Raw genomic sequence first — 20725 nt, forward strand, 5'->3', positions numbered from 1 at the left:
GCGGTGAACACGGGGAGATGTACAGATGGCATGGGACGAGTGGGAACAGCTCAAGGCCTCGGCGGCGGCCAACCAGCCGACGCAGATGCGGCTCAACGGAATCCCGGAGGAAGACCGGCCCAACGCGGGCAGTCCGACCGGCGATCTCAAGGTGACGCAGAAGGACTTGGCGGCGATCGGTGACGAGGCGTTCAAGCTGTACAACCGGCTGTGGGAGGAAGCGCGGGTGACCAGCACCGACACCGCCGCGACCGATCTGAAAGGCCAGGGGTTCGAGCTCGGCGGTGCGCTGAGTCATGTATCGCTGCGCTGGGACCGTCAGCTCGGCTCTCTCATGGACGCTTGCGCGCTGATCTCGAACCATATGGACTTCACGGACAAGGCGCATCAGGGCGACGAGATTTTCATCGAGCGCCATGTGAGCGGCATCGCCACCCTCGACGCCGGCTTCGACGAGTCGTGGGCGCCGCCGGGCAAGAAGAACGAGGTCTACGGCGAGAACAAGAAGAAGGATGAGTAGGGCTGGGCGGACGTAGAGGAACTGGAAGGACCAGAGGGACCAACGGGGAGAGACACATGGATTTCGAAGCCCTTCATTCTGCCAACTTCAAGCTGCTCGACAACGTGGTCGACGACTGGACGAAGATGCTCGGCAAGCTCGCCGACCTGAAGAAAGACGCGAAGGACGGGTTGCACGGCAAGGCCAACAAGGCCAACTGGGCCGGGTACAACGCCACGGTCTCCCGCGAATTCATCGGAAAGACCGCCGGGGAGTTCGGCGACGCCCACACCCAGGCCGAGTCCATCCGCAATATCCTCCGCGACACCCAGGGCGAGTTGAAGACCCAGCAGCGGCTGCTCAAGGAAGCCATCGAGCGCGGTCGGGGCAACCACATGTCCGTCAAGCCGGCGGGCAGCGGCTTCACCGTCACCCCGAATCCCGACCCGGCACCCGCGAACGGCCAGAAGGACGTCGATGCCCTGCGGGACGAGCTTGAGGGAATCCTCAGAACAGCGACGGAGATAGACAGCACGGCGTCCACGTCGCTCAAGGCGCTCGTCGATCTCACCGACTACGGATTCTCGGGTCAGAAGTACGCCGATCGCGATTCCGCCGCCAAGGCGATCAAGGAAGCGGAGAACCTGGCCCGTATCGCGAAGAAGAATCCGGAGGACCTGACGGTCAAGGAGTTCGACGCGCTCAACGCGGGCCTGAAGAAGTACTCGGGCGACGAACTCTTCTCCGAGCGTTTCGCCGAGCAACTGGGCCCCAAGGGGACACTGGAGTTCTGGGCGGGCGTCACCGATCCCTACAAGAACAGGGACGTGTACCAGGCTCGGCGCGAAGAGCTCGACGATCTGCAGAAGAACCTCAGCCTCACACTCGCCACCGCGACTCAGGCGGACACGCCTGAAATGAATCGGTGGAAGTGGGAGATGACGGATCTCGGAAGCCAGCCCATAAACAAGAACAGCACCACTCAGGGTTTCCAGGTCATGAGCAACCTGATGCGGTGGGGCAACTTCGACGACCAGTTCCTCAAGAGCTATGGCACCGAGCTCATGGAGACCGAGAAGGCGGCCACGAGCAACGGCCGCCACGGGGCTGCGGTCTGGAACCCACAGCTAACGGGTTCGACTCTCAACCGCACCGGCGAGGACTCCGGCTCGGACCCCATGATCGGCTTTCTCAAGGCACTGTCGAACAGCCCCGACGCCGCGACGGACTTCTTCAACGACCCGTTCCTGTCGAAGGAGGAGGACCACGACTTCAAAACCAATAAGGGTGCAAAGGAATCGCTCTCGAACTTCGACTATCTCTTCGAGGAGCGGGACTGGCCGCCGGAGATGGACGAAAACCGCGACAACAGCATCTCAGGCCGCAACAATCTGGCGCTGGCCCTGGAAGCCGCCACGACCGGCCACCCGGCGGGCGAGCTGCCGACGGCCGACACCCCGCCGCACAACGCGGAGCAGGCGGATCTCATGGAGAATCTGGTCGCCTCGATCTCGGAGGATCCGAACCGCCTCAAGGACCATGGCTACATGTCGGACAGCGTGGGCCAGATAGCTTCCGAGTATCTGCCGGACATCAACCGTGCCACCGCGGACGGTGGCGAGGACAACGACAGCGTGCCGAAGCTCTTCCCGATCGTCGGCTCGGCGGCGGACATGCAGCACACGGATGTGACGCGCTTCCTGGCGACAGTGGGCCAGAACCCAGAGGGCTACGCCGCCATCGAGGTCGGTCAGAAGGCGTACATGGCCGGCCTGATGGACTACCACCTCAATCCCGATCTCCCCGCCGACAGCCGCTATCCGCACACAACAGAAGAAACGATCAAGGAGATCGCCCGCAGGTCGGGAGAGATCGAGGGAACCCTCGCCATCGGCCGTCAAGAAGCGGTTCTCGGCGAGGCAAAGGCAGCCGACGACGACTTCGAGCACGCGACGAATCAGAAGAAGAACACGATCTCCGGCCTTGTCGGCCTCGGTGTCGGTGTCGGTACATCGTTCATCGCCAGTCCCGTTGTGGGCGCGGCTGTGGGCGGCGCCGCGGGCACGGTGACCGGGGTCGTTCTCGAACAGTTCTTCAAGGACACCGATCCCCATAATCTTTCGGACGTCGGCCACGACGTGGGGCTGCGCTGGGAGGCCAGCAAGGACGCCCAGACCGACATGAGCAGGGTCGCCGGGGAAGAGGCCGCGAAGGCCCACAAGTCTCCTGACGCCGAGCGGATTCAGGAATGGACTCGCATCGGCACCACCGACGGCTTCAACGACGCTTCCACGGCCGCACGCAGGATGGCGGACGACCTGGAGACCGAGATTCCCACCTAAGTCCCGTCCGGTCGATCTCGGCAAGCCTGCGGAGATCGACCGGGCAGTGGCTAGTGGGCACTACTACGGCTGACCGCCACTCAGACCAAGGGAAGACAAGGGAACGTATGAAAAGCCGTGAGAACCGCCCGCACGCCGCATACCGTCGGCTCACCGTGGGCATGGGGGCTCTCTCGTTCGTCCTGCTCGTCTCCGCGTGCTCGGAGCCGGCACAGCGGTACGAGACCCCCAAGGCGCTCTGCGGCGTCGACGTGCCGGCGGACGTGCTGGATCCTCTGCTTCCTGAGGGGGAGAAAGTCTCTGAGCGCTCACAGACGGCCAGTGGCGTCAAGCGCTGCTATGTGTCGGTGGACGACAAGGTCGCACTGTCGACGTCCGTCGAGTGGTACGAGGCCGGGACCCCGGTGGCGGAGATCGCCTCGAAGACCATCGGTGCGGATCCGAGTGACAAGGTCACTGCCGACAAGCGGTACAGCTACTCGGGCAAGGGCGGGGCCGGGCTGATGCGGTGCGAGGACTCGTCCACGATCGACAAGGACGTCGACGGTGACCTCTACGCGACAGTACGGGTCGGCGGCGACCCGGTGGACGCTTCCGCGGTGCTGAAGATGATCGAGTCGTACACGTCCGCCGCTCCTGCGGCGGGCGAATGTGAAGTCGATCTCTGAGGGAAAGGACCAGTTGCGGGCCCTGCCGCACCTTGAAGTCCCGGATCTGGCGTACCGCATCTGAGGCAAGCTGACCACTTTCGGGTCAGAGATGAGCTGCCCGCTCTCCTGCGCCTCGCGGATCCGGACACGGCCCGGCGTACGGACGGCCGTTCTGGCGAACTGCCAGTCCAGCGCATGCCATTGGGCGCGGGGAAAAGCAACCTGCGCAATCGGCGCGCCCTTGGCATCCGCGGCGTCCGTCCTCATGCGCGGCTCGGCTGATTGCCGACCGGGCTTTCCCCCGCGTCTCGAACCCCTGGATCCACTCCATTCGCATCAAAAAGAAGGCACCCCTATGTCAAAACTGACCGAAAGTCGAGGCAGGCGCGTCGCGACCGCTTGTGTTGCCGTGGTCCTCCTCGCCGGCTGCGGCGGGAACTCGGAATCGGAGGCGGGAGGGAGCGACGGCAAGCCCCTCAACGCGCAGGAGACACAGGCGATACTGCCGGACGCGAAGGCCATGCCCGGGTGGCGAGTTTCGGTTGCTCCTGCGGCGTATCCCCTTAAGGAAGCCCTGTCAAAGGGCGCGACGCGATGCTACGGAGAGGAGGGAAGCTCCTGCGACAACGTCCAAATCACCGGTTCCTCATCCTTTCTGGCCGACGGGAAGCCCGTTGTGTCGTTCCTTGCCTACGCGTATAAGGACACGGCGTCCGCTGAGTCTGCCTATGAATCGGTGTGGGAGGTGTGGAAAGAGAGGGCGCCCGAGGGGAGGAAGCTGAACCTCGGTGCGATCGGCGAACGCCGCGATGGCGTGCAGGGACTGAACGCGGCCATGGACGAAGGGTCGAAGGGGATGATCGCTCAAGTGCGCGTCGGTACCGTCATTCTGCTGGTCACGGGAGAAGCCGCTCCCAAGATCGACATGGCTGACACCTTGATCACGAAGTTCGCCACCACCTTCTCGGAACGCGCGCAGGAGGCGCAGAAGTAGGGCCAGAAGTAGGGCGGCGAAGCCGGTGTCGACCTCGGCAGCCTCGGCGCGGGGCGCGACGCCAAGCAGGGCGTCAGCGGCTACCAGGGGGACAGACGCGCGATCGCACAGGCGAGAGTCGGCACGGTGGTGCTGTGGGCGAGTCTCGACGCCTCCCGGGAGACCGGCATCGACGCCGGGCTCGTCAAGGACCTCACGTCCGTGTTCGCCGTACGCGCGCAGGAAGCGCAGGACGGCGAAACGCCGGCGGGTCAAGCTCGGCGCGTGAACTTCAGCGTGGGACCGCTGTACACATACAGGCCGGGGTGGGCACCTCCCGTGCGTGCCCACCCCGGCCTGTGATGACTGCGGGTTACCGGCGACTGTCTACCGGCTGCCTGGCTACTGGAAGTTCGCGGCGGACCGCTTGTCACCGCTCTGGTAGGCGGGGGCTGCCTCGCGGACCGCGGCCGAGATCTTCAAGAGGCTGGTGTGGATCTCGGTGGCCCTACGGTCCCAGTCGGCCTGGGCGACGTTGTACGCCTCCCGAGCCTCGCCTTCCCAGAGCTCGGACACCGACTTGATCTTCGCCTGAATGGCCTTGAGGCTCTGGTCGAGCTTGTCCGCCTGCTTCTTGATGTCGCCGGCGGCGGCCTCAAGTGAAGCGTAAGTGACGATCATCGTGCCGTCGTCATATGCCATGGTGTCCTCCAACTACTGCCTGGGTGTGGTGCGATGGCCGAATTCGCGGAACGGCCATCAGGAATCAGAACTTGCTGAGGTTCGAGGTCCGGGCCTCGGCGCCGGCGTCACCCGAGTAGCCCTCGACCACGTCGATGCCCTTCAGGGCCGCCTCGACCTCGTCTTCGGTGTTGCCGGAGATCGTACGAGCCGCCTCGATCGCTTCCTGGAACTTGAGCAGCAGCTTGCCGATGCCCACCATGTTGTTGTTGATCTGCGTCTGCTTGGCGTTGAACGCGCCGGCGCCGATACCGCGCCAGGCGCCTTCCAGGCTGTCGATCGTCGCCTGCAGCGCGTGCAGCTGGCCCTTGACGTCGTCAAAGCTGTTGGTGAGCTCGCCTTGCAGCGACTTGAGGGCAACGCCATTGACCTTCTGGACTGCCATTGGTCTTCCTTTCTCGAAGATCCCGGTGGGTGTGTGTCTCCCCGGGCCGTGCGTGGGCCTTGACGGCGGGTGGATGCCCGGGCGGTGTGAAGTACGTGCGGGTGGGTCGTACGGTCAGGCGGTGCGGCGCTTGCGGAGGAAGAAGAAGGCTCCGCCCGCGAGGACCACGACAACCGCGGCGCCACCGAGGATCAGGCCCAACTGGCTGTCGTCCTCTGTGCTCTTGCTCGCGCCCGCGGCGACAGCCTTGTCACCGTCGGCGCCAGCCTCCGCAGCCCCCGAAGCCCCGTCGCCCGACTCCGAGGCCGAACCGGAAGGCGCGGAGGAGGCGGAGGACTCGGACGCGCCGGGCGCGCCGGGAGAGCCGGGCGTCCGCTCGTTGGTCAGGGGGTTGAGGTTCGGGTCACCGGGCTTGCCCACACCACGGTTGATGTGCGCGCCAGGACGCACGATGCCGTGACCGATGTAGTCACTGACCGAGCCCGGCTTGGCGTCCTCGCTCCGGCCTGCGGATTCAAGCATGACGCGGAGGACCTGGTTCGCTGTCCATTCGGGATTGGCGGACCAGATCAGGGCGGCGGAGGCAGAGGCGATCGCGGTGGCCGCGCTGGTCCCTCCATTTCCGTCGCAGTAGCTCTTGAACTTCTCATCGCACCAGTGTGGGATGTCGTTGCCGGGCGCGGCGATATCGACGAAATCACCGTGCTGGGAGTAGTCGGCTACCTGTCCCTCTGAATCGGTTGCGGCAACTCCGATTACTTGTCTGTAGCTGGCGGGATACTGCTTCTTGTTGCCTTCCTTGGCCTTGTTCCCAACAGCCGCGAAAAACAGCTTTCCTTTGCTTTCCGCGTACTCCACCGCCTCTTTCTCCTCAGGGCTGACGAAGTCACTGCCGAGCGACATACTGATGATCTGAGCATCACTGTCTGCCGCTGCCCGGATCGCGTCCTCGGAATCCTGAGCATTCACCGGCTTGGTGTTCTGAAGCTCGGTGTCCGTAATCCGCATCGGGATGATCTTTGCACCAGGCGCCAATCCGCGCAATCCACCACCATTCCCGGTGCCTGCGATCAGTTCGGCCATGGTCGTCCCGTGACCGTCATAGTCGTCCGTGGCTTCGCCATCGGTTCCCGTGGCATCGAATCCCTTGAGTACCTGCCCCTTCAGCGAAGGCGTGGACGGGTTGACGCCGGTGTCGATAACGGCGACTTTGATGCCTTCACCGGTGGCGGACTTCCAGATCTCCTCAGCGTCCATGGCATTCAGGTACCACTGCTTCGCCTGCACGCCGTCCGCGGCAATGGCGGCCGGAGCCATGCCGACGACGCCCAAGGTGCATGCGCCGACTACAGCCATCGCGCAGAGCAACCCACGCCGCATCACATGAGGCGCTCCGCGTTTCCGGGCCTGGCTCATTCCTGCCGTCATCCTGACTTCCGCACCTTCCCTGTGCTTATTCGATGACCGGCGGCACGGCACCACGCCGTCGAGCCGCCCACGTCTCTTCATCTTCTGTCAGATAGTCAGGACGCTCTGATCCAGTGCGTTCCTGCTCCTCGTCCCTGGCCTGATTCCGGCCCGGGCCACGGACAAGTCCGGAGCCACCCTGGGTGAAACCGCCTGCGCCTGCGCGTGAGCCAGCAGCACCTCCGCGCGGGGTACCCACGACGCCGTTGGAACTGGCGGTGCCTCGGCCTCCCGGCCGGGGCGCCCCATTCGCATTCGCGCCGATGACCCCTGGCTGGCCGACTCGCCCGGCGGGAGGGCGTCCTGCCGACGCCCCACCGCCACCGATGACGGTTCCACGCGGAACCCGTGAGCCCGAGGAACCCGAGGTGGAGCGTTGCTGAGGCGTACCGCCCACGATGCCGCTCGTACGGCCTGCCCGTGGGCCGGTCCCTCCACCCGTGCCCGCTCGTCCCGCAGCGGGCTGGCCGGGCGTGCCCGGTCTACCGGCAGTGGTCTGGCCAGGCCCACCGGAGCGCCCGGCCGGGGGACCGCCGCCCGTCACTCCAGGACGCCCGGTCGTCGGTGCGGAACGTCCGGCAGACGAAGAGCGATCTCCAGCGGCGCCTGGCTGTCCCAACCTCCCTACAGGTGGCCCACCTGCTCTGGACGTTCCGGTCGGGCCCGGCACTCGCGACGTACCGCTCCGTGAGGTGTTGACCAATCCGGGACCCACCGGGGGGACGGGACCACCGCTGGGGCTTGGCGTCCCAGTGGGAGGGGTAACAGGCGTGGCGCTGGGGCCCGCGGTGGGGGCCGGAGGCGCCTTGACGCTGTCGATCTGCATGGATGTGTTCGGTTCCAGAACGGGCGTCACGGTGCCGAGGGCCTGCGTCCGGGATGGACTGTCACCGATGTCCGTGCGCCCCGTCGCCGACTGTGGTGCGACGATGCCCGAAGACCCGGCATCCGTCGCATTGCCGTTCGAACTCTCCTCAGCGACATAGGTGTCACGCGCGCGCGGCACATTCGCCTTCAGCATCCCAGGAAACTTCGGTGGTTCCTGCGACGCCAGTGACTCCTCGGAGACCGCGTAGAACGAGGCCAGGCGGTTCATCTGGTTGATGGCCTCCTGGCGGTCCTTCTCCACCTGCAAGGCCTTGGCGTACTCCGGGTTGTCGTCCGTGCGCTCCGGCAGAGAGAAGTCCTCGGCCTTCTTCGGGAACGGCCGTTCGTCGCGCGGGGGCGTGGAGTTGCGCACCGAGGCCAGGCCAGTGCTCGCGACCTTCATTTGTGTACCGGCCGCGTTGGCGAACGTAGCGAGGGCCGAGGCGTGGTTGGCGAGCTCTCCCCCGAATCGACGGAACTCGTTGCCAGACTCGCCTTTCCAGTCGACCGACTCAACGTATCCGCGCAGTTCTTCTGCTGCCTTGTTGAGGGCGGCCTTGGCTTTCACCAGAGCGTCGCCCGCGTCTTCCAGATCGTCCGGGTTCGACGACTTGACCAGGTCGATCATCGCGTTGAGTTGGGCGCCCTCGAAGCTCGTCTTCCCGAAGAACCCGCCAGGGCCGCTGCCCCCGAACCCGATTCCGAAGCCCTCCATCATCGCCGCGACGCGCTCGAAGGCGTCGGTCGCGGTGAACTGGCCCTGGATCAGAGCCGAGTCCTGCGCCTGCTGCTGCTCGGGGGTCAGTTCTGGCTGCTTCTCGCCACTCATCAGTTCATCACCCCAGGTCCTTCGTACCGGTCTTGTCCTTGTCACGCGGCTGCCCAGGCTCGCTGCTCCCGTCACGGCGAGCCAGGTCCTGCTTCTCCTGCTCCTCGTCGATACGAGTGCGGATCGTGTGGAAGCGCTGTCGCAGCTCGTCCTCCACGTTGTTGAAGCCGACCTCCGCCGCGTGCACCCCGATGCTCAGCATCTCGATCTGATCGCCGAGAGACTTGGAGAGCTTGACGATCTCCGCATGGACACGGTTGTACTGAGTGAAGAACCCGTCCGCCTCCGCGAACGGCAGGTTGGCACCGCTGAAGGAACTCCTCGAAAGCCGGTGCGCGGACACGCTCTTGTTGCCGGCCGCTCCGTTCTCAAGCTCCGTCAGCAGCGCGTTCACACGCGTCTGGAAGCGCTTGAGCGCTCCGACGCCCTTCTCCAGGTCGCTTCTCGCGCCGGTTCCGCCCCCGCCACCACTACCTGCATCGAGCACGATGCCGTACCTCCCCGTTTGCTCACTCCCCCGCTCCCCCGCATACATCGCGATCGCGGTGACGTGAACATCACTGATCACATGAAAGCCACTCTATCGACTGGCTCTGACAGCCCCAAGTGTCTTATCCATGACGTGACTTCCTCCTACGACGATCCTCACAACCCACACGGTTGCAATCCACGCCGGGGCCCTTTCGGCGATATTCGCACTGAGTTGACTACCCGCTAGCCGCCCGCCCCGCTCAACCGGCGCGTACGCCGTCGCGCGTCGCGGAGTGCCACCGCGCCGCCCGCGATCGCCGCGACCAGGACGCCGCCGCCCACGACCACATAGGTCGCCAGACGGGCGTTGCGCTCCTCCGCCGTTTCTCCCAGGTGGAGTTGGGCCGGAGTGGGCGCTTCCGCCGTGTCGATGCCCTCGTGGGCGACCGGCTTCTCGATGGGCTTGTCGTCCTCCGTCAGGGCTCGCACCGGGTCGACGACTCCCCAGCCCACCAGTCTGTCGGGGCCGGCGATCGACCGTTCGGCGGTCTGCTGGAGCTGCGCGACGATCTGCTCCCGCGTCCAGTCCTCGTGCTTGCTCTTGATGAGAGCGGCGACGCCCGCGACATACGGGGCGGAGAAGCTGGTGCCGTTGTCGGCGCAGTGGCCGCCGCCCGGGACCGTGGAGACCATGTCGACGCCGGGGGCCGCTATGCCGACGAACTCGCCGGACTGGGAGAAGGCGGCGCGTTCGTTGTTGCGGTCGGAGGAGGCCACGGCCAGGACACCGTCGTACGACGCCGGGTAGGTCTCCTTGACGTTGCCGCCCAGGCCGTCGTTGCCCGCCGAGGCGACGACCACCACGTCCTTGTCGAGCGCGTTGTTCACCGCCTGCTCCAGCAGGGGTGTGGGCTTCACCGCGTCGGCCGTGTCCTGGGAGATGTTGATGACGTCGGCTTCCGCCTCGTTGACCGCGTAGTCGATGGCCTGGGCGAGGGTCTGGGCGGTGCCGTTCCCCTCGGCGTCGTTCTGCTGGATCGGGATGATCGTCGCTTCGGGCGCGAGACCGACGAAACCCGTGCCCGCCGCGGGACGGGCCGCGATGATGCCGGCGATCTTGGTGCCGTGTCCCACCGTGTCCGTGGTGCCGTCTTCTTTGCCGCGTTCGAGCTTGTCGCCGTTGTCGTCCTTGAGGTCCCGGTCCATCATGTTCCTGCCGCTCTTGGTGTCCACCGCGTCCTTCAGCTGCGGGTTCTTGACGTCGACACCGGTGTCGATGACCGCGACGCGCACCCCCTTGCCGGTGGACTGCGACCACAGCTCGTCCAGCAGGAGGCGCTGCAGCGACCAGGGGCGGCCCGCGTACTTCTTCGAGGGGAACGTGCACTGCGTGGTCGAGTCCGCGGCGGCGGGCGACACGGGCAGGCCGATCAGCGTGAGCGCCGTCACCGCCGTGGCGGCCGATACGGCGAAGAGGCGCCGAGAGACATACGTGTGCGTGTGAGTGCGCGTGTGAGCCTGAGTGTGAGTGTGTGGCATGGTCACCCTCACGAGCCCTGCGGCTGACGGGCAGCCCCCGTCGACAGACGCGGTCCGGTCGGCAGGAACGCCGACCACGCGGCGGGAATCGGCGCCGGATCGACGTCCTTGTACCCGAGCCGGTTCTGCGCCTGCTGTGCTTCCTGTTGCGCTGCCTGCTTCTGCTCCGCCGAACCTGACGAGCCGATACCGGAGTCGTCCGTCGCGCTGTCACCGTTCGACTGCATCGCATAGCGCAGTCCTGTGTCGGTGACCAGGAAGACGAAACCCGATTTTGTCGTTGAGCCCTTGAACTGGCGGAAGAGCTGGCCGGATCCCGGGGTGACATAGCCGCTGCTCGACCCGGTCGGCAGCGTCGCGGGGAAGTCGGTGCCCGCCCACGTGCTGAGCGTGGTGGTGCCGTTGTCCGCGTCCACCTCGTGCAGCACGTTGCACACCGTGTTACGGCTGTCGTCGCCGCTGCCCGCCGAGTTGACGGACTCCGGAGCGTTCTCGGGCCAGTCCAGGTCCTGCCCGAACGCCTCGCCCGGCTGAATCGCGGCCCGGCTGACCGGCCTCGCCTTTCCCGCCTGGCCGACGTCGATCAGGTCCTTGCTGTTGAGCAGCAGCTTCGCGGTGAAGTCCGAGACGGGTGCGACCCGGCCCTCCAGGACCAGGTAGTGCTGGTTCCTGGTGCCGTCGGTGGCGGTGAGGACCGTGCCCACCGTGTTGGCCTCCGCATCCAGCTCGCCCGGGGCGTCGGCGTCGTCCCCAGGGGTTCCCTCGATCTCCGGGAAGGTGATCCGGTCCCCCTTGTGCAGGGTCTCCAGCCAGCCGGTGGACACCCGCTGCGGCTTGGTGCCCGTGCCCACCAGCTGGCTCACCAGCAGGTTGTTGTCCTTCTCCACCTCGTACGCCTTGCCCTCGGCATCCACGACGTAACGGGTCCTCGTCGCCGAATCCTCCACGTACAGCAGCTGACCGCCGCGCAACTGGTTCGCGCCCTCGGTCTTCTTCTGCTCCCGTTCGGCGAAGACGAAGGACGCCTTCTGGATGGCCCTGCCGCCCTCGCCGGGCCGCTCGCAGACCGCCCAGCGCTTTGTGGCCCCGGCCTCCTTGGCGTCGGGCAGCCGGTCGGGGGCATAGGGGATGCCGAGCGTGGCGCCATGCGGGATCTTGCCGTTGTCGAGCACCGACTCGTCGACGTTGATGACCTTGCCCTTGTCCGGGGCGAGGAGGAGCTTGGCGGACGACATGTTGAGGACGGGGTGGAGCTGGGTCCTGTCGCCGGTCTTCAACACCACATAGCGCGTGGTGGACTTGCTGGCGATGATGACGTTCTCCTCGGGTTTCGCCCAGTCCTTGGGCGCCACCGGCTTGAACATCCCCCAGGCGCCGAACACCGCGAGCACCACCACGCCGACGATGGCACCGGGCACCACCGCGCGCAGCGGGCGGGGCGCGCCCTCCTCGGAGCCGGTCGGGCTCGGCTGTACGAACTGCGCGATCAGCCTTCGCTTCGCGAAGGTGTAGGCGTTGAGTTCGTCCCGTCGTGATGCCATCTGTCCGCTGTCCCTCTCCCCCACCGGGCGACCAGGCTCCCACACTCGCCGAGCGGGCCTGCTGTCGTACCAGCCCCCTACTATGCATGCTGGCGCTTCCGTCGCACTGCTCAGGTAGGGTGATCGGCCGGTCAACGCCCGTAGGAAATTTGGTAATTACGGACACGAGGGGGCAACGCGGCGATGGGTACGGCGACGCGCGAGCGCAATGGGCGGACCACCGGACAACCCCCTGACCAGTCCCGGAGTAATTCCCGACGGCAACGCAGCAACGTACGGCCGGTGACCCCTCCGTCGGCTGTCCCCGCGGCCACCACACCGCGGGCCCTGTCGCGCACCAGCCGCGTCGGCCCCCTCCAGCTGCGTCAACTGGTGCTGATCGAGGCCGCGGTGGCGCTGGCGCTGATCGGTGGGGCGCTCGGCGGGCTCTGGCTGGTGCCCACCCTCGTCGTCGCCGCCGCGCTGGTGCTGTTCGCGGTGATCCGGCGCCGCGGCCACGCCGTACAGGACTGGGTGTCCACGGCCCTCGCCCTCCGCTCGCGCAGGCGGGCCGCGGAGCCCTGCGCCTGGGAGGTCGACCCGTCGCTCGTCCCGGTCGCGGAGAGCGTTCCGGGATTCCGTCCGTTCACCTACGTCGACCGGGACCGCCGTACGGTCGGCATGCTCGGTGACGGCACGTTCCTGACGGCGGTGGTACGGGTCGAGGCGAGCAGCGACGCGCTGCGCCCGGTGTTCGGCGCGCGCTCGCTCCCGCTCTCCCTCCTGGGTGACGCCCTGGAAGTCGACGACATCGTGCTGGAGTCGGTGCAGTTGGTGCAGCAGGTGCGGGCCGCTCCGGCGCCGCATCTTCCCGAGCAGTCGGTGGCCCGGCTCTCGTACGCCCCGCTCCAGGACCGGACCGGAGCGCCCGCGCTGCGGCTCAGCTGGGTGGCGGTGAAGCTGGATCCGGAGCTGTGCCGGGAGGCCGTCGAGGCCCGTGGCGGCGGCATCGAGGGCGCCCAGCGCTGCCTGGTGCGGGTGGCGGATCATGTGGCGAGCCGGATCACCGGAGCGGGTTTCCGCGCGGTGGTGCTTGACCAGGACGAGCTGAACTCGACCATGGCGACCTCGGCGTGCGCGAGTCCCGCGCTGTCCGCCCGCACGGGCCGGCCGGAGGCCGCGCCCCGTCGGCGTACGGCCGAGACACCGCGCGTGTGGCGGTGCGACAACCGCTGGCACACCACGTACGCGGTGGCCCGCTGGCCCGAGCTGGGCCGGGCCGCGACTCCGCTCCCCAAGCTGGCGGCGCTGCTGACCGCGGCGCCGGCGTACGCGACGACCTTCAGCCTCACCCTGCGGCCCGGTTCGCACCGCGGCTCGATGACCATGTCCGGTCATGTCCGGATCACCGGCGGCACGGACACCGGACTGGTGCGGGTACGGCGGTCGTTGGAGCAGGCGGCGCGGGCGGCGAAGGTCGGTCTCGTACGGCTGGACCGCGAACAGCTGCCCGGCGTGCTCGCGACGCTGCCCCTGGGAGGTGCGCGATGAGCGCCGCAAGCGCGACGGCGCGTGGACTGCGGGGGTTGCGCGGCCCCCGCCACGCGGGACACACACTGCCCATCGAGGATCTGGGCGCGCTCTCGCTGCCTGTCGGGGACGACGGTGTGGTGATCGGTGACGACGCGGAGGGGCGCCCCCAGTTGGTGGGGTTCCACCGTTCGACGCCGTACGACGTGCTGTTGATCGGCGGGCTGTGGACGGCGCAGGTGCTGGCGCTGCGCGCGGCGGGCACGGGCGCGCGGGTGGCGGTCGAGACCGGGCGCGCCCAGGCGTGGACCCGGCTGGCACAGGCCGCGGGCGCGGGACTGGACTGCATCACGCTCCATGAGGTCGGTCGTGTTCCGCCGATGGGAGCGACGGTGGGCAGCCCGGTCGTGGTGATCCGGGACTGCGGAATGCGACCGCCCCGAGGGCGTGTGGTGTCATCGCCGTGGCAGTCGGTGCTGACGCTCCTGCCGTATCTGAGCCCGGTCGCGCCCCGGTTGATGCGGGCGGCCACGCTGGTGGGTGTCCAGCGGGTGTCGCCGCAGGAGGCGGAGCAGATCGGCGGGATCCTGGGGCTGTCCCGTGTCGAGTGCGATGCCCTGCCCACGCTGGCGGACGGTGTGACGCTCTGGTGCGCCGGGCGTGAGCGCCACTGGGTGATGACGGGCGCCACGGACGCCGAGACCGGACTGCTCGGTGTCGCGCGCCGGATGGACTGATTCCGGGAGCGGATTCGACACCGGATCTTCACGTGGTGCGCGCACTGCGCGAACAGGCGTCGAACTTACCCGAGCGCCCTGCCGGCTTGAGGGGGCTGTCCTAAGATGTCCGAAGTGACGTCGGCCGTTACCGAAGGGAAGCTTGACTGATGGGGAGCGCACAGGAGAAGGAAGAGCTGTACGCCCTCGACATCTCGGGTGTCGAGTGGATCGGCGCCCCCGGCACGAGCGCGGACGAGGAACGGGTCGAGATCGCCTATCTGCCCGAGGGAGCCGTCGCGATGCGGTCGTCCATCGATCCGGACACCGTGCTGCGTTACACCGAGGCGGAGTGGCGGGCGTTCGTACTCGGCGCGCGTGACGGCGAGTTCGATCTGCGCTGAGGCAGGTGAGGCTGCCGGGGCCGGTGAGGCGACTGCGGCGGGTGAGACGACCGCTGCCGCCTCTGCGGCCGGGGCACGAGACGTATACGCAGGGGGCGCGCTTCGGACGGAGCGCGCCCCCTTGCCTATGCCGGACGCGCGTTCCGCGTGCTCGTTCCGGATTCTTGTCCCGGACCCGTGTGTCACCGGGCGCGGGGCATCGACAACGAGACCGGATTGTTGGGCAGCGCACAGCGGACGGCCTGGACCGGGCCATCGGCGGCCCCCGCACCCGACTGATGCGGATTTCGCCAGGATCTCGTACAGAGATGTGCGGATTTGACCGTGTGTCCCGTTCACTCTCCGCCCTGGGCTGTTCACTTGTGGGCAACGGGAGGGCGGTACGTGTTGTACGGGAAGGCCGTTGACGGACCGGTCCGGCCTGACGTGTCGGCGCCGTTGACGATTAGGGTGGGTGCGGGCGCGGCAGCGTTGAACTTGTGGACAGGCCGACCGCGTCGTAAGGGGAAGAGCCGGGTGGACCGGACGTACAGATTCGGTCGCCCCAACCCACCACGGCACAAGGGTGCTCGACCACACCAGGAGGCAAAGTGAAGGGCGATCGGGACGAGATCCGCGGAGGCTGGAACCGGCCTGCCGCCGACGATCAGTCCGAAGCGGAGCCCGAGATGACGGGTGAGTTCACCATCGACTACACCCCGCCGGCCTGGTATACGCAGAATGCGCCGGGGGACACGTCCGGTGGTGGCGCGGCGAGTACACCGCCACCCGCGTCGTTCACGACCCCTCCCCCGCCGCCCGACGGCGCGCCCGTCGCCGTACCGGGGCTGCCCTCGGGCAGCAGCTTCGAACCCAACTGGGCCCCGGCGCAGCCGCCGGTGTCCCCGGCGCAGGCGCCCGTACATATGCCGCCGCCCGAGCCCCTGCCGGGGTCGGCTCAGGCCCCGTCCGCGCCTGCTTTCTCGACATCGGCACCCACGCCGGCACCGGCACCGACCGCTGCCCCGCTTTCGCCCTCGACCTCGGCCTCCGCCTCGACTTCGGCTTCGGCTTCGGCTTCGGAGCCCGCTCCCGCCGCGCCGGAGCCGTTCGGCGGCGGTGACATCGAGAGTGGGTCGACCATGCGGTTCTCCCCGGCGTCTCTCAAGCGGGAGATCGCCGAGCGGGAAGCGGCGAAGAGCGGGGCGGAACAGGGCCCCGAATCCGGTGCCCCCGAGGCATCGGACAGCGCCGATGCCGAGGGTGTGAGCGAACCCGAGGCCAACCCCAACGCCGATTCCGCGCCCGAGCGCACCCCCGCGCTCCCGCTCCCGCCCGCGCCCGCGCCCGTTGCCGACGCCACGGAGGGAGCCGAAGCGCCGGACGTACCGACGTCCTCGGCCGCCCTGGTCGCGGAACCTCCGACTTCGGTGGAGCCCGAGGCTCCGGAAGAGTCCGCGGGCTCCCGCGAGCGCCCGGACGACGAGCGCGACGGCGGCGAGATCGCTGACGCCGACGCCGACCCGTCGGCCGCTCCCGAGCCCGTGGACGCGATCGCGGACGCCACTCCCCAGGCCGCCGCGCCCACCGACGAGCCCCAGGACGCTCCCCCGGCCCCCGCACCGGCCCAGCCCTGGGCCCCTCAGCCGGGCGCCGCCCCGAGCCAGGGACTGCCTCCACTGCCGCCCGCATACCAGCCCGCCGCGCCGACGGCCGCGCCGCAGTGGCCCGTACAGGCCCCGGAACAGGCACAGCCGCAAGCGCAACCGCAGCCCGAGCCCCAGCCTCAGAGCCCCGCGCAACCTCCGAACGCCTGGCCCGGACAGCCGCCGCAGAGCGGATACGGCTTTCCCCACCAGGCACACCCCGGCCAGCAGCCGGGGCCCACACAGCAGGCTCACCCCGGCCGGCCCGGACACCCCGCCCCCGTCGCGCTGCCACCCGCCGTACCCGGTCCCGACGCCCCTGTGGCACCGGCGGGTTACGGATTCCCGCACCAGCAGGGGCAGCCGGGCCCGTATCAACCGGGCCCGTACCAGTCGGCCCCACAAGGCGGTTACGGATTCCCGCAGCAGGGCCAGCAGGGCGCGCCGGGCGGTTACGGATTCCCCCAACAAGGCCAGCCGGGTCAGCCGGGGCACCCCGGACTCCCCGGCCAGCAGGCACACCCCGGTCAGCCGGGCGCCGGTGCTCCCGCGCCGCTGCCTCCGCAGGCGCCCCATCCGCCCGTACCGGCCAACCCGAACCTCCCTGCCCAGCAGGCACAGCAGGCCCCACACACACCTCAGCCCCATCAGGCCCAGCCGCCGCAGCCACACCAGCAGCCACAACCGCAGCCACACCAGCAATCACCTCAGCAGCCCGCGCCCGGGGCCCCTCCGGTGGATCCCCGTACCGGCGCCGCCTGGCCCTCGGCCGTCTCGCACGACCACCGCGAGCGGTCCGTGCCCGGCGCTCCGCTCGGCTACACGGCCGCCGTGGAACTCTCCTCCGACCGGCTGCTGCGCAACACCAAGCCGAAGGCCAAGAGCAGCCGCAACCCGTCCGGTGGTTCGCGATTCAAGATCGGCGGGAAGGCCGCGGAGGCGGAGCGGCTGCGCAAGCTCGAACTGATCCGTACGCCGGTCCTCTCCTGCTACCGGATCGCGGTCATCAGCCTCAAGGGCGGCGTCGGCAAGACCACGACGACCACCGCGCTGGGCTCCACCCTGGCCACCGAGCGGCAGGACAAGATCCTGGCGATCGACGCCAACCCGGACGCCGGCACGCTCGGCCGCCGCGTCCGGCGCGAGACGGGCGCGACCATCCGTGACCTGGTGCAGGCGATCCCGCATCTGCACAGCTATATGGACATCCGCAGGTTCACCTCGCAGGCGCCCTCCGGTCTGGAGATCATCGCCAACGACGTCGACCCGGCGGTCTCCACGGCGTTCAACGACGAGGACTACCGGCGCGCGATCGAGGTCCTGGGCAAGCAGTACCCGATCATCCTCACGGACTCGGGCACCGGTCTGCTCTACAGCGCGATGCGCGGGGTGCTGGACCTGGCCGACCAGCTGATCATCATCTCGACGCCGTCCGTCGACGGCGCGAGCAGCGCGTCGACCACGCTCGACTGGCTGTCCGCGCACGGCTATGCCGAGCTGGTGCAGCGCTCCCTCACGGTGATCTCCGGGGTCCGCGAGACCGGCAAGATGATCAAGGTCGATGACATCGTGCAGCACTTCGAGACCCGCTGCCGCGGGGTGATCGTGGTGCCCTTCGACGAGCATCTTGCGGCCGGTGCCGAGGTGGACCTCGACATGATGCGCCCCAAGACACGTGAGGCGTACTTCAATCTCTCCGCGATGGTCGCGGAGGACTTCGTACGGGCCCAGCAGGCGCAGGGGCTGTGGACCCCGGACGGGCAGCCGCCGCCGCATCTCGCCCCGCCGATGCCGGGTCCCGGCCAGCCGCCGACGCAGGGTCAGCCCCCGTACGGTCAGCCGGTGCAGGGCCAGCCGTACGCGCCCCAGCAGCATCCGCAGCACTACCCGTATCAGCAGCCGCAGCAGCAGCCGCCGCAGCATCCGCATCAGCAGTCGCCGTATCCGTACCCGCCCCAGCAGCAGGCTGGGCCGCACCCGGGACCCGGCGGTCAGCAGGGCTGGCCGCAGCAGCAGCCCCCACCAGCACCGCCAGCGCCTCAGCAGTAAGGCGACAGAGGTAGAGACCAATGAGGGGCCGCACCGTCTTCACGGTGCGGCCCCTCGCCGTATTCCCGCAGACCACACGGGGTGTGAGCGGCCGTTGACTCAGCCGGACAGCCGCTGATAAACCTTCGCTTCACCAGTTGGCGAATCAGCAGCAACCCGGCTTCTCCGTGCGAGTGATAACACGAGGTCACCGTCCCATGGTCGAAAGAGTCTTCCCGCGCACGCCACGGCGGCCCGCCCGGCCGGCTGCCCGGCCGGCGGCCCGGCAGCCCGTCCAGCGGCCCGCCCCGCAACGCCCCCGTCTCCGTCTGCTCCTGGCCTCCGGTGCCGCCTCCGCCGCGCTCGTGGCCGGGACCGTGATCCCCCTCAACCCGCTGCTCCCCGCGCCCCAGCAGGCCCAGGCCGCCGACGACGGCAAGAAGGTCCTCACCGTCGCGGTCAGCCAGAGTGTCGACACCCTCAGCCCGTTCCTGGCGCAGTCACTGGTCAGCACCAGCATCCACCGGCTGGCCTATGAGTATCTGACCAACTACGACCCCAAGGACGCGCACACGGTCCCCGGCTTCGCCACCGCCTGGGAGTCCTCCGCCGACAAGCTGACCTGGACGTTCACCATCCGCGAGGACTCGAAGTGGTCCGACGGTGTCCGGGCGACCGCCGAGGACGCCGCCTGGACGTTCAACAAGATGATGACGGACGAGAACGCGGCCACCGCCAATGGCAGCTTCACGTCCAACTTCAAGAAGGTCACCGCGCCCGACCCGCGGACGCTCGTCGTCGAGCTGAACAAGCCGCAGGCCACCATGACGGCGCTCGATGTGCCGATCGTGCCCAAGCACATCTGGGAGAAGGTCGGCGACTTCTCCACGTTCAACAACGACAAGCAGTTCCCGATCGTCGGCAACGGGCCTTTCGTCATCACGGACTTCAAGGTCGACCAGTACATCAAGCTCAAGCCGAACAAGGACTTCTGGCGCGGTGCGCCCAAGTTCGACGAGCTGGTCCTCAAGTACTACAAGGACGGGGACGCCGCCGTCGCGGCGCTCCAGAAGGGCGAGGTGTCCTTCACCTCGAACCTCACCCCCGCGCAGGCCGCGGCGCTGAAGAGCGCCGACAACATCAAGGTCAATGACGCGCCCGGGCGCCGCTTCTACGCGCTCGCCACCAACCCCGGTGCCCGCTCGAAGGACGGCGAGAAGTTCGGCAACGGGAACGCCGCGCTGCTCGACCCGGCGGTCCGCAAGGCGCTGTTCCAGGCGGTCGACCGCAAGACCGTCATCGACAAGGTCTTCCAGGGACACGCCACAGAGGGCAAGGGCTATATCCCGCCGCGCTTCAGCGCGTACTACTGGGAGCCCTCGGCCGATCAGACGATCGCGTACGACCCCGCCGCCGCGGCAGAGACCCTCGACGCGGCCGGCTACCGGAAGAACGGCGCGGGCAAGCGCGTGGGCAAGGACGGCAAGCCGCTCGACTTCCGGATCCTCTGCCATGCCACGGACCCCAACGACAAGGCCATCGGCAAGTATCTCCAGGAGTGGTGGGGACAGCTCGGTATCGGGCTGAAGGTCGAGTGCCTCGACAATGTCTCCGACCCCTGGCTCGCGGGCGACTACGACCTGGCCTTCGACGGCTGGTCCGTCAACCCCGATCCCGACTTCGTCCTCTCCATTCACACGTGCGGCGCCCTACCCGCCACGCCCAAGGACAGCGGCGCGACGGACAACTTCATCTGCGACAAGCGGTACGACGACCTGTACGCACGGCAGTTGGCGGAGTACGACCCCGCCAAGCGGGCGGAACTGGTCAAGCAGATGGAATCGCGGCTGTACGACACCGGGTATATGAATGTCATGGCCTATCCCAACGCGGTCGAGGCGTACCGTACCGACCAGATCAAGTCGATCACGACGATGCCGGAGGCCGCCGGCAACATCTGGGGCCAGGACGGCTACTGGAGCTGGTGGTCCGCGGTCCCGGCCGATGACGGCGGCGGTTCCGGCGGCTCTTCCTCGACCGGTGTGGTGATCGGGATCGGGGCGGCCGCCGTGGTCGTCGTCGCCCTCGGTCTCTTCGTCGCGATGCGACGCCGTTCCACCGCGGAAGACCGTGAATGAC

At 68.1% G+C, this 20725-nt stretch carries 17 protein-coding genes; 10 read left to right on the forward strand and 7 right to left on the reverse strand.

From position 1 onward, the window contains the following. Nucleotides 1–25: 25 nt before the first annotated feature. From M1203_RS36725 to M1203_RS36745, 5 genes are all read left to right on the forward strand, one after another. Nucleotides 26–520, forward strand: a complete 495-nt coding sequence (locus M1203_RS36725; RefSeq protein WP_249954202.1) for a hypothetical protein — start codon at nt 26–28, stop codon at nt 518–520. 56 nt (nt 521–576) lie between these two features. Further along, complete coding sequence (locus tag M1203_RS36730) at nt 577–2841, forward strand: DUF6571 family protein (protein WP_249954203.1); 2265 nt, start codon at nt 577–579, stop codon at nt 2839–2841. A gap of 107 nt (nt 2842–2948) precedes the next feature. Further along, nucleotides 2949–3509 carry a hypothetical protein gene (locus M1203_RS36735; protein WP_249954204.1) on the forward strand — a complete coding sequence of 187 codons (561 nt, stop codon included), beginning with the start codon at nt 2949–2951 and terminating at the stop codon, nt 3507–3509. A gap of 337 nt (nt 3510–3846) precedes the next feature. Further along, nucleotides 3847–4485 (forward strand): hypothetical protein, encoded by a 639-nt coding sequence (locus M1203_RS36740; RefSeq protein ID WP_249954205.1) that lies wholly within the window; start codon nt 3847–3849, stop codon nt 4483–4485. A 126-nt stretch (nt 4486–4611) separates the two neighbouring features. Then, nucleotides 4612–4827, forward strand: a complete 216-nt coding sequence (locus tag M1203_RS36745) for a hypothetical protein (RefSeq protein WP_249954206.1) — start codon at nt 4612–4614, stop codon at nt 4825–4827. Between the two features lie 39 nt (nt 4828–4866). On the opposite strand, the gene M1203_RS36750 is transcribed toward M1203_RS36745, so the two are convergent. From M1203_RS36750 to eccB, 7 genes are all read right to left on the reverse strand, one after another. Beyond that, complete coding sequence (locus M1203_RS36750) at nt 4867–5166, reverse strand: WXG100 family type VII secretion target (RefSeq protein ID WP_249954207.1); 300 nt, start codon at nt 5164–5166, stop codon at nt 4867–4869. 64 nt (nt 5167–5230) lie between these two features. Beyond that, on the reverse strand, nt 5231–5590 hold the full coding sequence (locus tag M1203_RS36755; protein ID WP_249954208.1) for a WXG100 family type VII secretion target: 360 nt from the start codon (nt 5588–5590) through the stop codon (nt 5231–5233). A gap of 114 nt (nt 5591–5704) precedes the next feature. Continuing rightward, nucleotides 5705–7018, reverse strand: a complete 1314-nt coding sequence (locus M1203_RS36760) for a S8 family serine peptidase (RefSeq protein WP_249954209.1) — start codon at nt 7016–7018, stop codon at nt 5705–5707. Nucleotides 7019–7043: 25 nt separating this feature from the next. Further along, nucleotides 7044–8753 (reverse strand): hypothetical protein, encoded by a 1710-nt coding sequence (locus M1203_RS36765; protein ID WP_249954210.1) that lies wholly within the window; start codon nt 8751–8753, stop codon nt 7044–7046. A 7-nt stretch (nt 8754–8760) separates the two neighbouring features. After that, a complete protein-coding gene (locus M1203_RS36770; RefSeq protein WP_249954228.1) occupies nt 8761–9288 on the reverse strand; it encodes a hypothetical protein in 528 nt (175 codons plus the stop codon). Between the two features lie 179 nt (nt 9289–9467). Then, nucleotides 9468–10763 (reverse strand): type VII secretion-associated serine protease mycosin, encoded by a 1296-nt coding sequence (gene mycP / locus M1203_RS36775; protein ID WP_249954211.1) that lies wholly within the window; start codon nt 10761–10763, stop codon nt 9468–9470. An 8-nt stretch (nt 10764–10771) separates the two neighbouring features. Then, entirely contained in the window at nt 10772–12304 is a 1533-nt protein-coding gene (gene eccB / locus M1203_RS36780) for a type VII secretion protein EccB (protein WP_249954212.1), read from the reverse strand. A 183-nt stretch (nt 12305–12487) separates the two neighbouring features. On the opposite strand from eccB, the gene eccE reads away from it, so the two are divergent. From eccE to M1203_RS36810, 5 genes are all read left to right on the forward strand, one after another. Next, nucleotides 12488–13834, forward strand: a complete 1347-nt coding sequence (eccE, locus tag M1203_RS36785; RefSeq protein ID WP_249954213.1) for a type VII secretion protein EccE — start codon at nt 12488–12490, stop codon at nt 13832–13834. Further along, nucleotides 13831–14550 carry a hypothetical protein gene (locus M1203_RS36790; protein WP_249954214.1) on the forward strand — a complete coding sequence of 240 codons (720 nt, stop codon included), beginning with the start codon at nt 13831–13833 and terminating at the stop codon, nt 14548–14550. Before eccE ends, M1203_RS36790 begins: the two co-directional genes overlap by 4 nt. 149 nt (nt 14551–14699) lie before the next feature. Further along, nucleotides 14700–14933: a DUF397 domain-containing protein gene (locus M1203_RS36795; protein WP_030351665.1), complete on the forward strand. Its 234-nt coding sequence runs from the start codon at nt 14700–14702 to the stop codon at nt 14931–14933. A 590-nt stretch (nt 14934–15523) separates the two neighbouring features. After that, a complete protein-coding gene (locus M1203_RS36805) occupies nt 15524–18607 on the forward strand; it encodes an SCO5717 family growth-regulating ATPase (protein WP_308404962.1) in 3084 nt (1027 codons plus the stop codon). 197 nt (nt 18608–18804) lie between these two features. Further along, the gene (locus tag M1203_RS36810) at nt 18805–20724 is read left to right on the forward strand and encodes an ABC transporter substrate-binding protein (RefSeq protein ID WP_249954217.1); all 1920 of its coding nucleotides are present in this window, start codon (nt 18805–18807) and stop codon (nt 20722–20724) included. Nucleotide 20725: the final 1 nt, after the last annotated feature.

The organism is Streptomyces sp. 35G-GA-8 (genome assembly GCF_023534745.1).
GTDB lineage: Bacteria > Actinomycetota > Actinomycetes > Streptomycetales > Streptomycetaceae > Streptomyces.

Coding starts and splice junctions, on each gene's coding strand:
- M1203_RS36725 (WP_249954202.1), top strand. CDS start 26: ATGGCATGGGACGAGTGGGAACAGCTCAAGGCCTCGGCGGCGGCCAAC.
- M1203_RS36730 (WP_249954203.1), top strand. CDS start 577: ATGGATTTCGAAGCCCTTCATTCTGCCAACTTCAAGCTGCTCGACAAC.
- M1203_RS36735 (WP_249954204.1), top strand. CDS start 2,949: ATGAAAAGCCGTGAGAACCGCCCGCACGCCGCATACCGTCGGCTCACC.
- M1203_RS36740 (WP_249954205.1), top strand. CDS start 3,847: ATGTCAAAACTGACCGAAAGTCGAGGCAGGCGCGTCGCGACCGCTTGT.
- M1203_RS36750 (WP_249954207.1), bottom strand. CDS start 5,166: ATGGCATATGACGACGGCACGATGATCGTCACTTACGCTTCACTTGAG.
- M1203_RS36755 (WP_249954208.1), bottom strand. CDS start 5,590: ATGGCAGTCCAGAAGGTCAATGGCGTTGCCCTCAAGTCGCTGCAAGGC.
- M1203_RS36760 (WP_249954209.1), bottom strand. CDS start 7,018: ATGACGGCAGGAATGAGCCAGGCCCGGAAACGCGGAGCGCCTCATGTG.
- M1203_RS36765 (WP_249954210.1), bottom strand. CDS start 8,753: ATGAGTGGCGAGAAGCAGCCAGAACTGACCCCCGAGCAGCAGCAGGCG.
- M1203_RS36770 (WP_249954228.1), bottom strand. CDS start 9,288: ATGTATGCGGGGGAGCGGGGGAGTGAGCAAACGGGGAGGTACGGCATC.
- mycP (WP_249954211.1), bottom strand. CDS start 10,763: ATGCCACACACTCACACTCAGGCTCACACGCGCACTCACACGCACACG.
- eccB (WP_249954212.1), bottom strand. CDS start 12,304: ATGGCATCACGACGGGACGAACTCAACGCCTACACCTTCGCGAAGCGA.
- eccE (WP_249954213.1), top strand. CDS start 12,488: ATGGGTACGGCGACGCGCGAGCGCAATGGGCGGACCACCGGACAACCC.
- M1203_RS36790 (WP_249954214.1), top strand. CDS start 13,831: ATGAGCGCCGCAAGCGCGACGGCGCGTGGACTGCGGGGGTTGCGCGGC.
- M1203_RS36795 (WP_030351665.1), top strand. CDS start 14,700: ATGGGGAGCGCACAGGAGAAGGAAGAGCTGTACGCCCTCGACATCTCG.
- M1203_RS36810 (WP_249954217.1), top strand. CDS start 18,805: ATGGTCGAAAGAGTCTTCCCGCGCACGCCACGGCGGCCCGCCCGGCCG.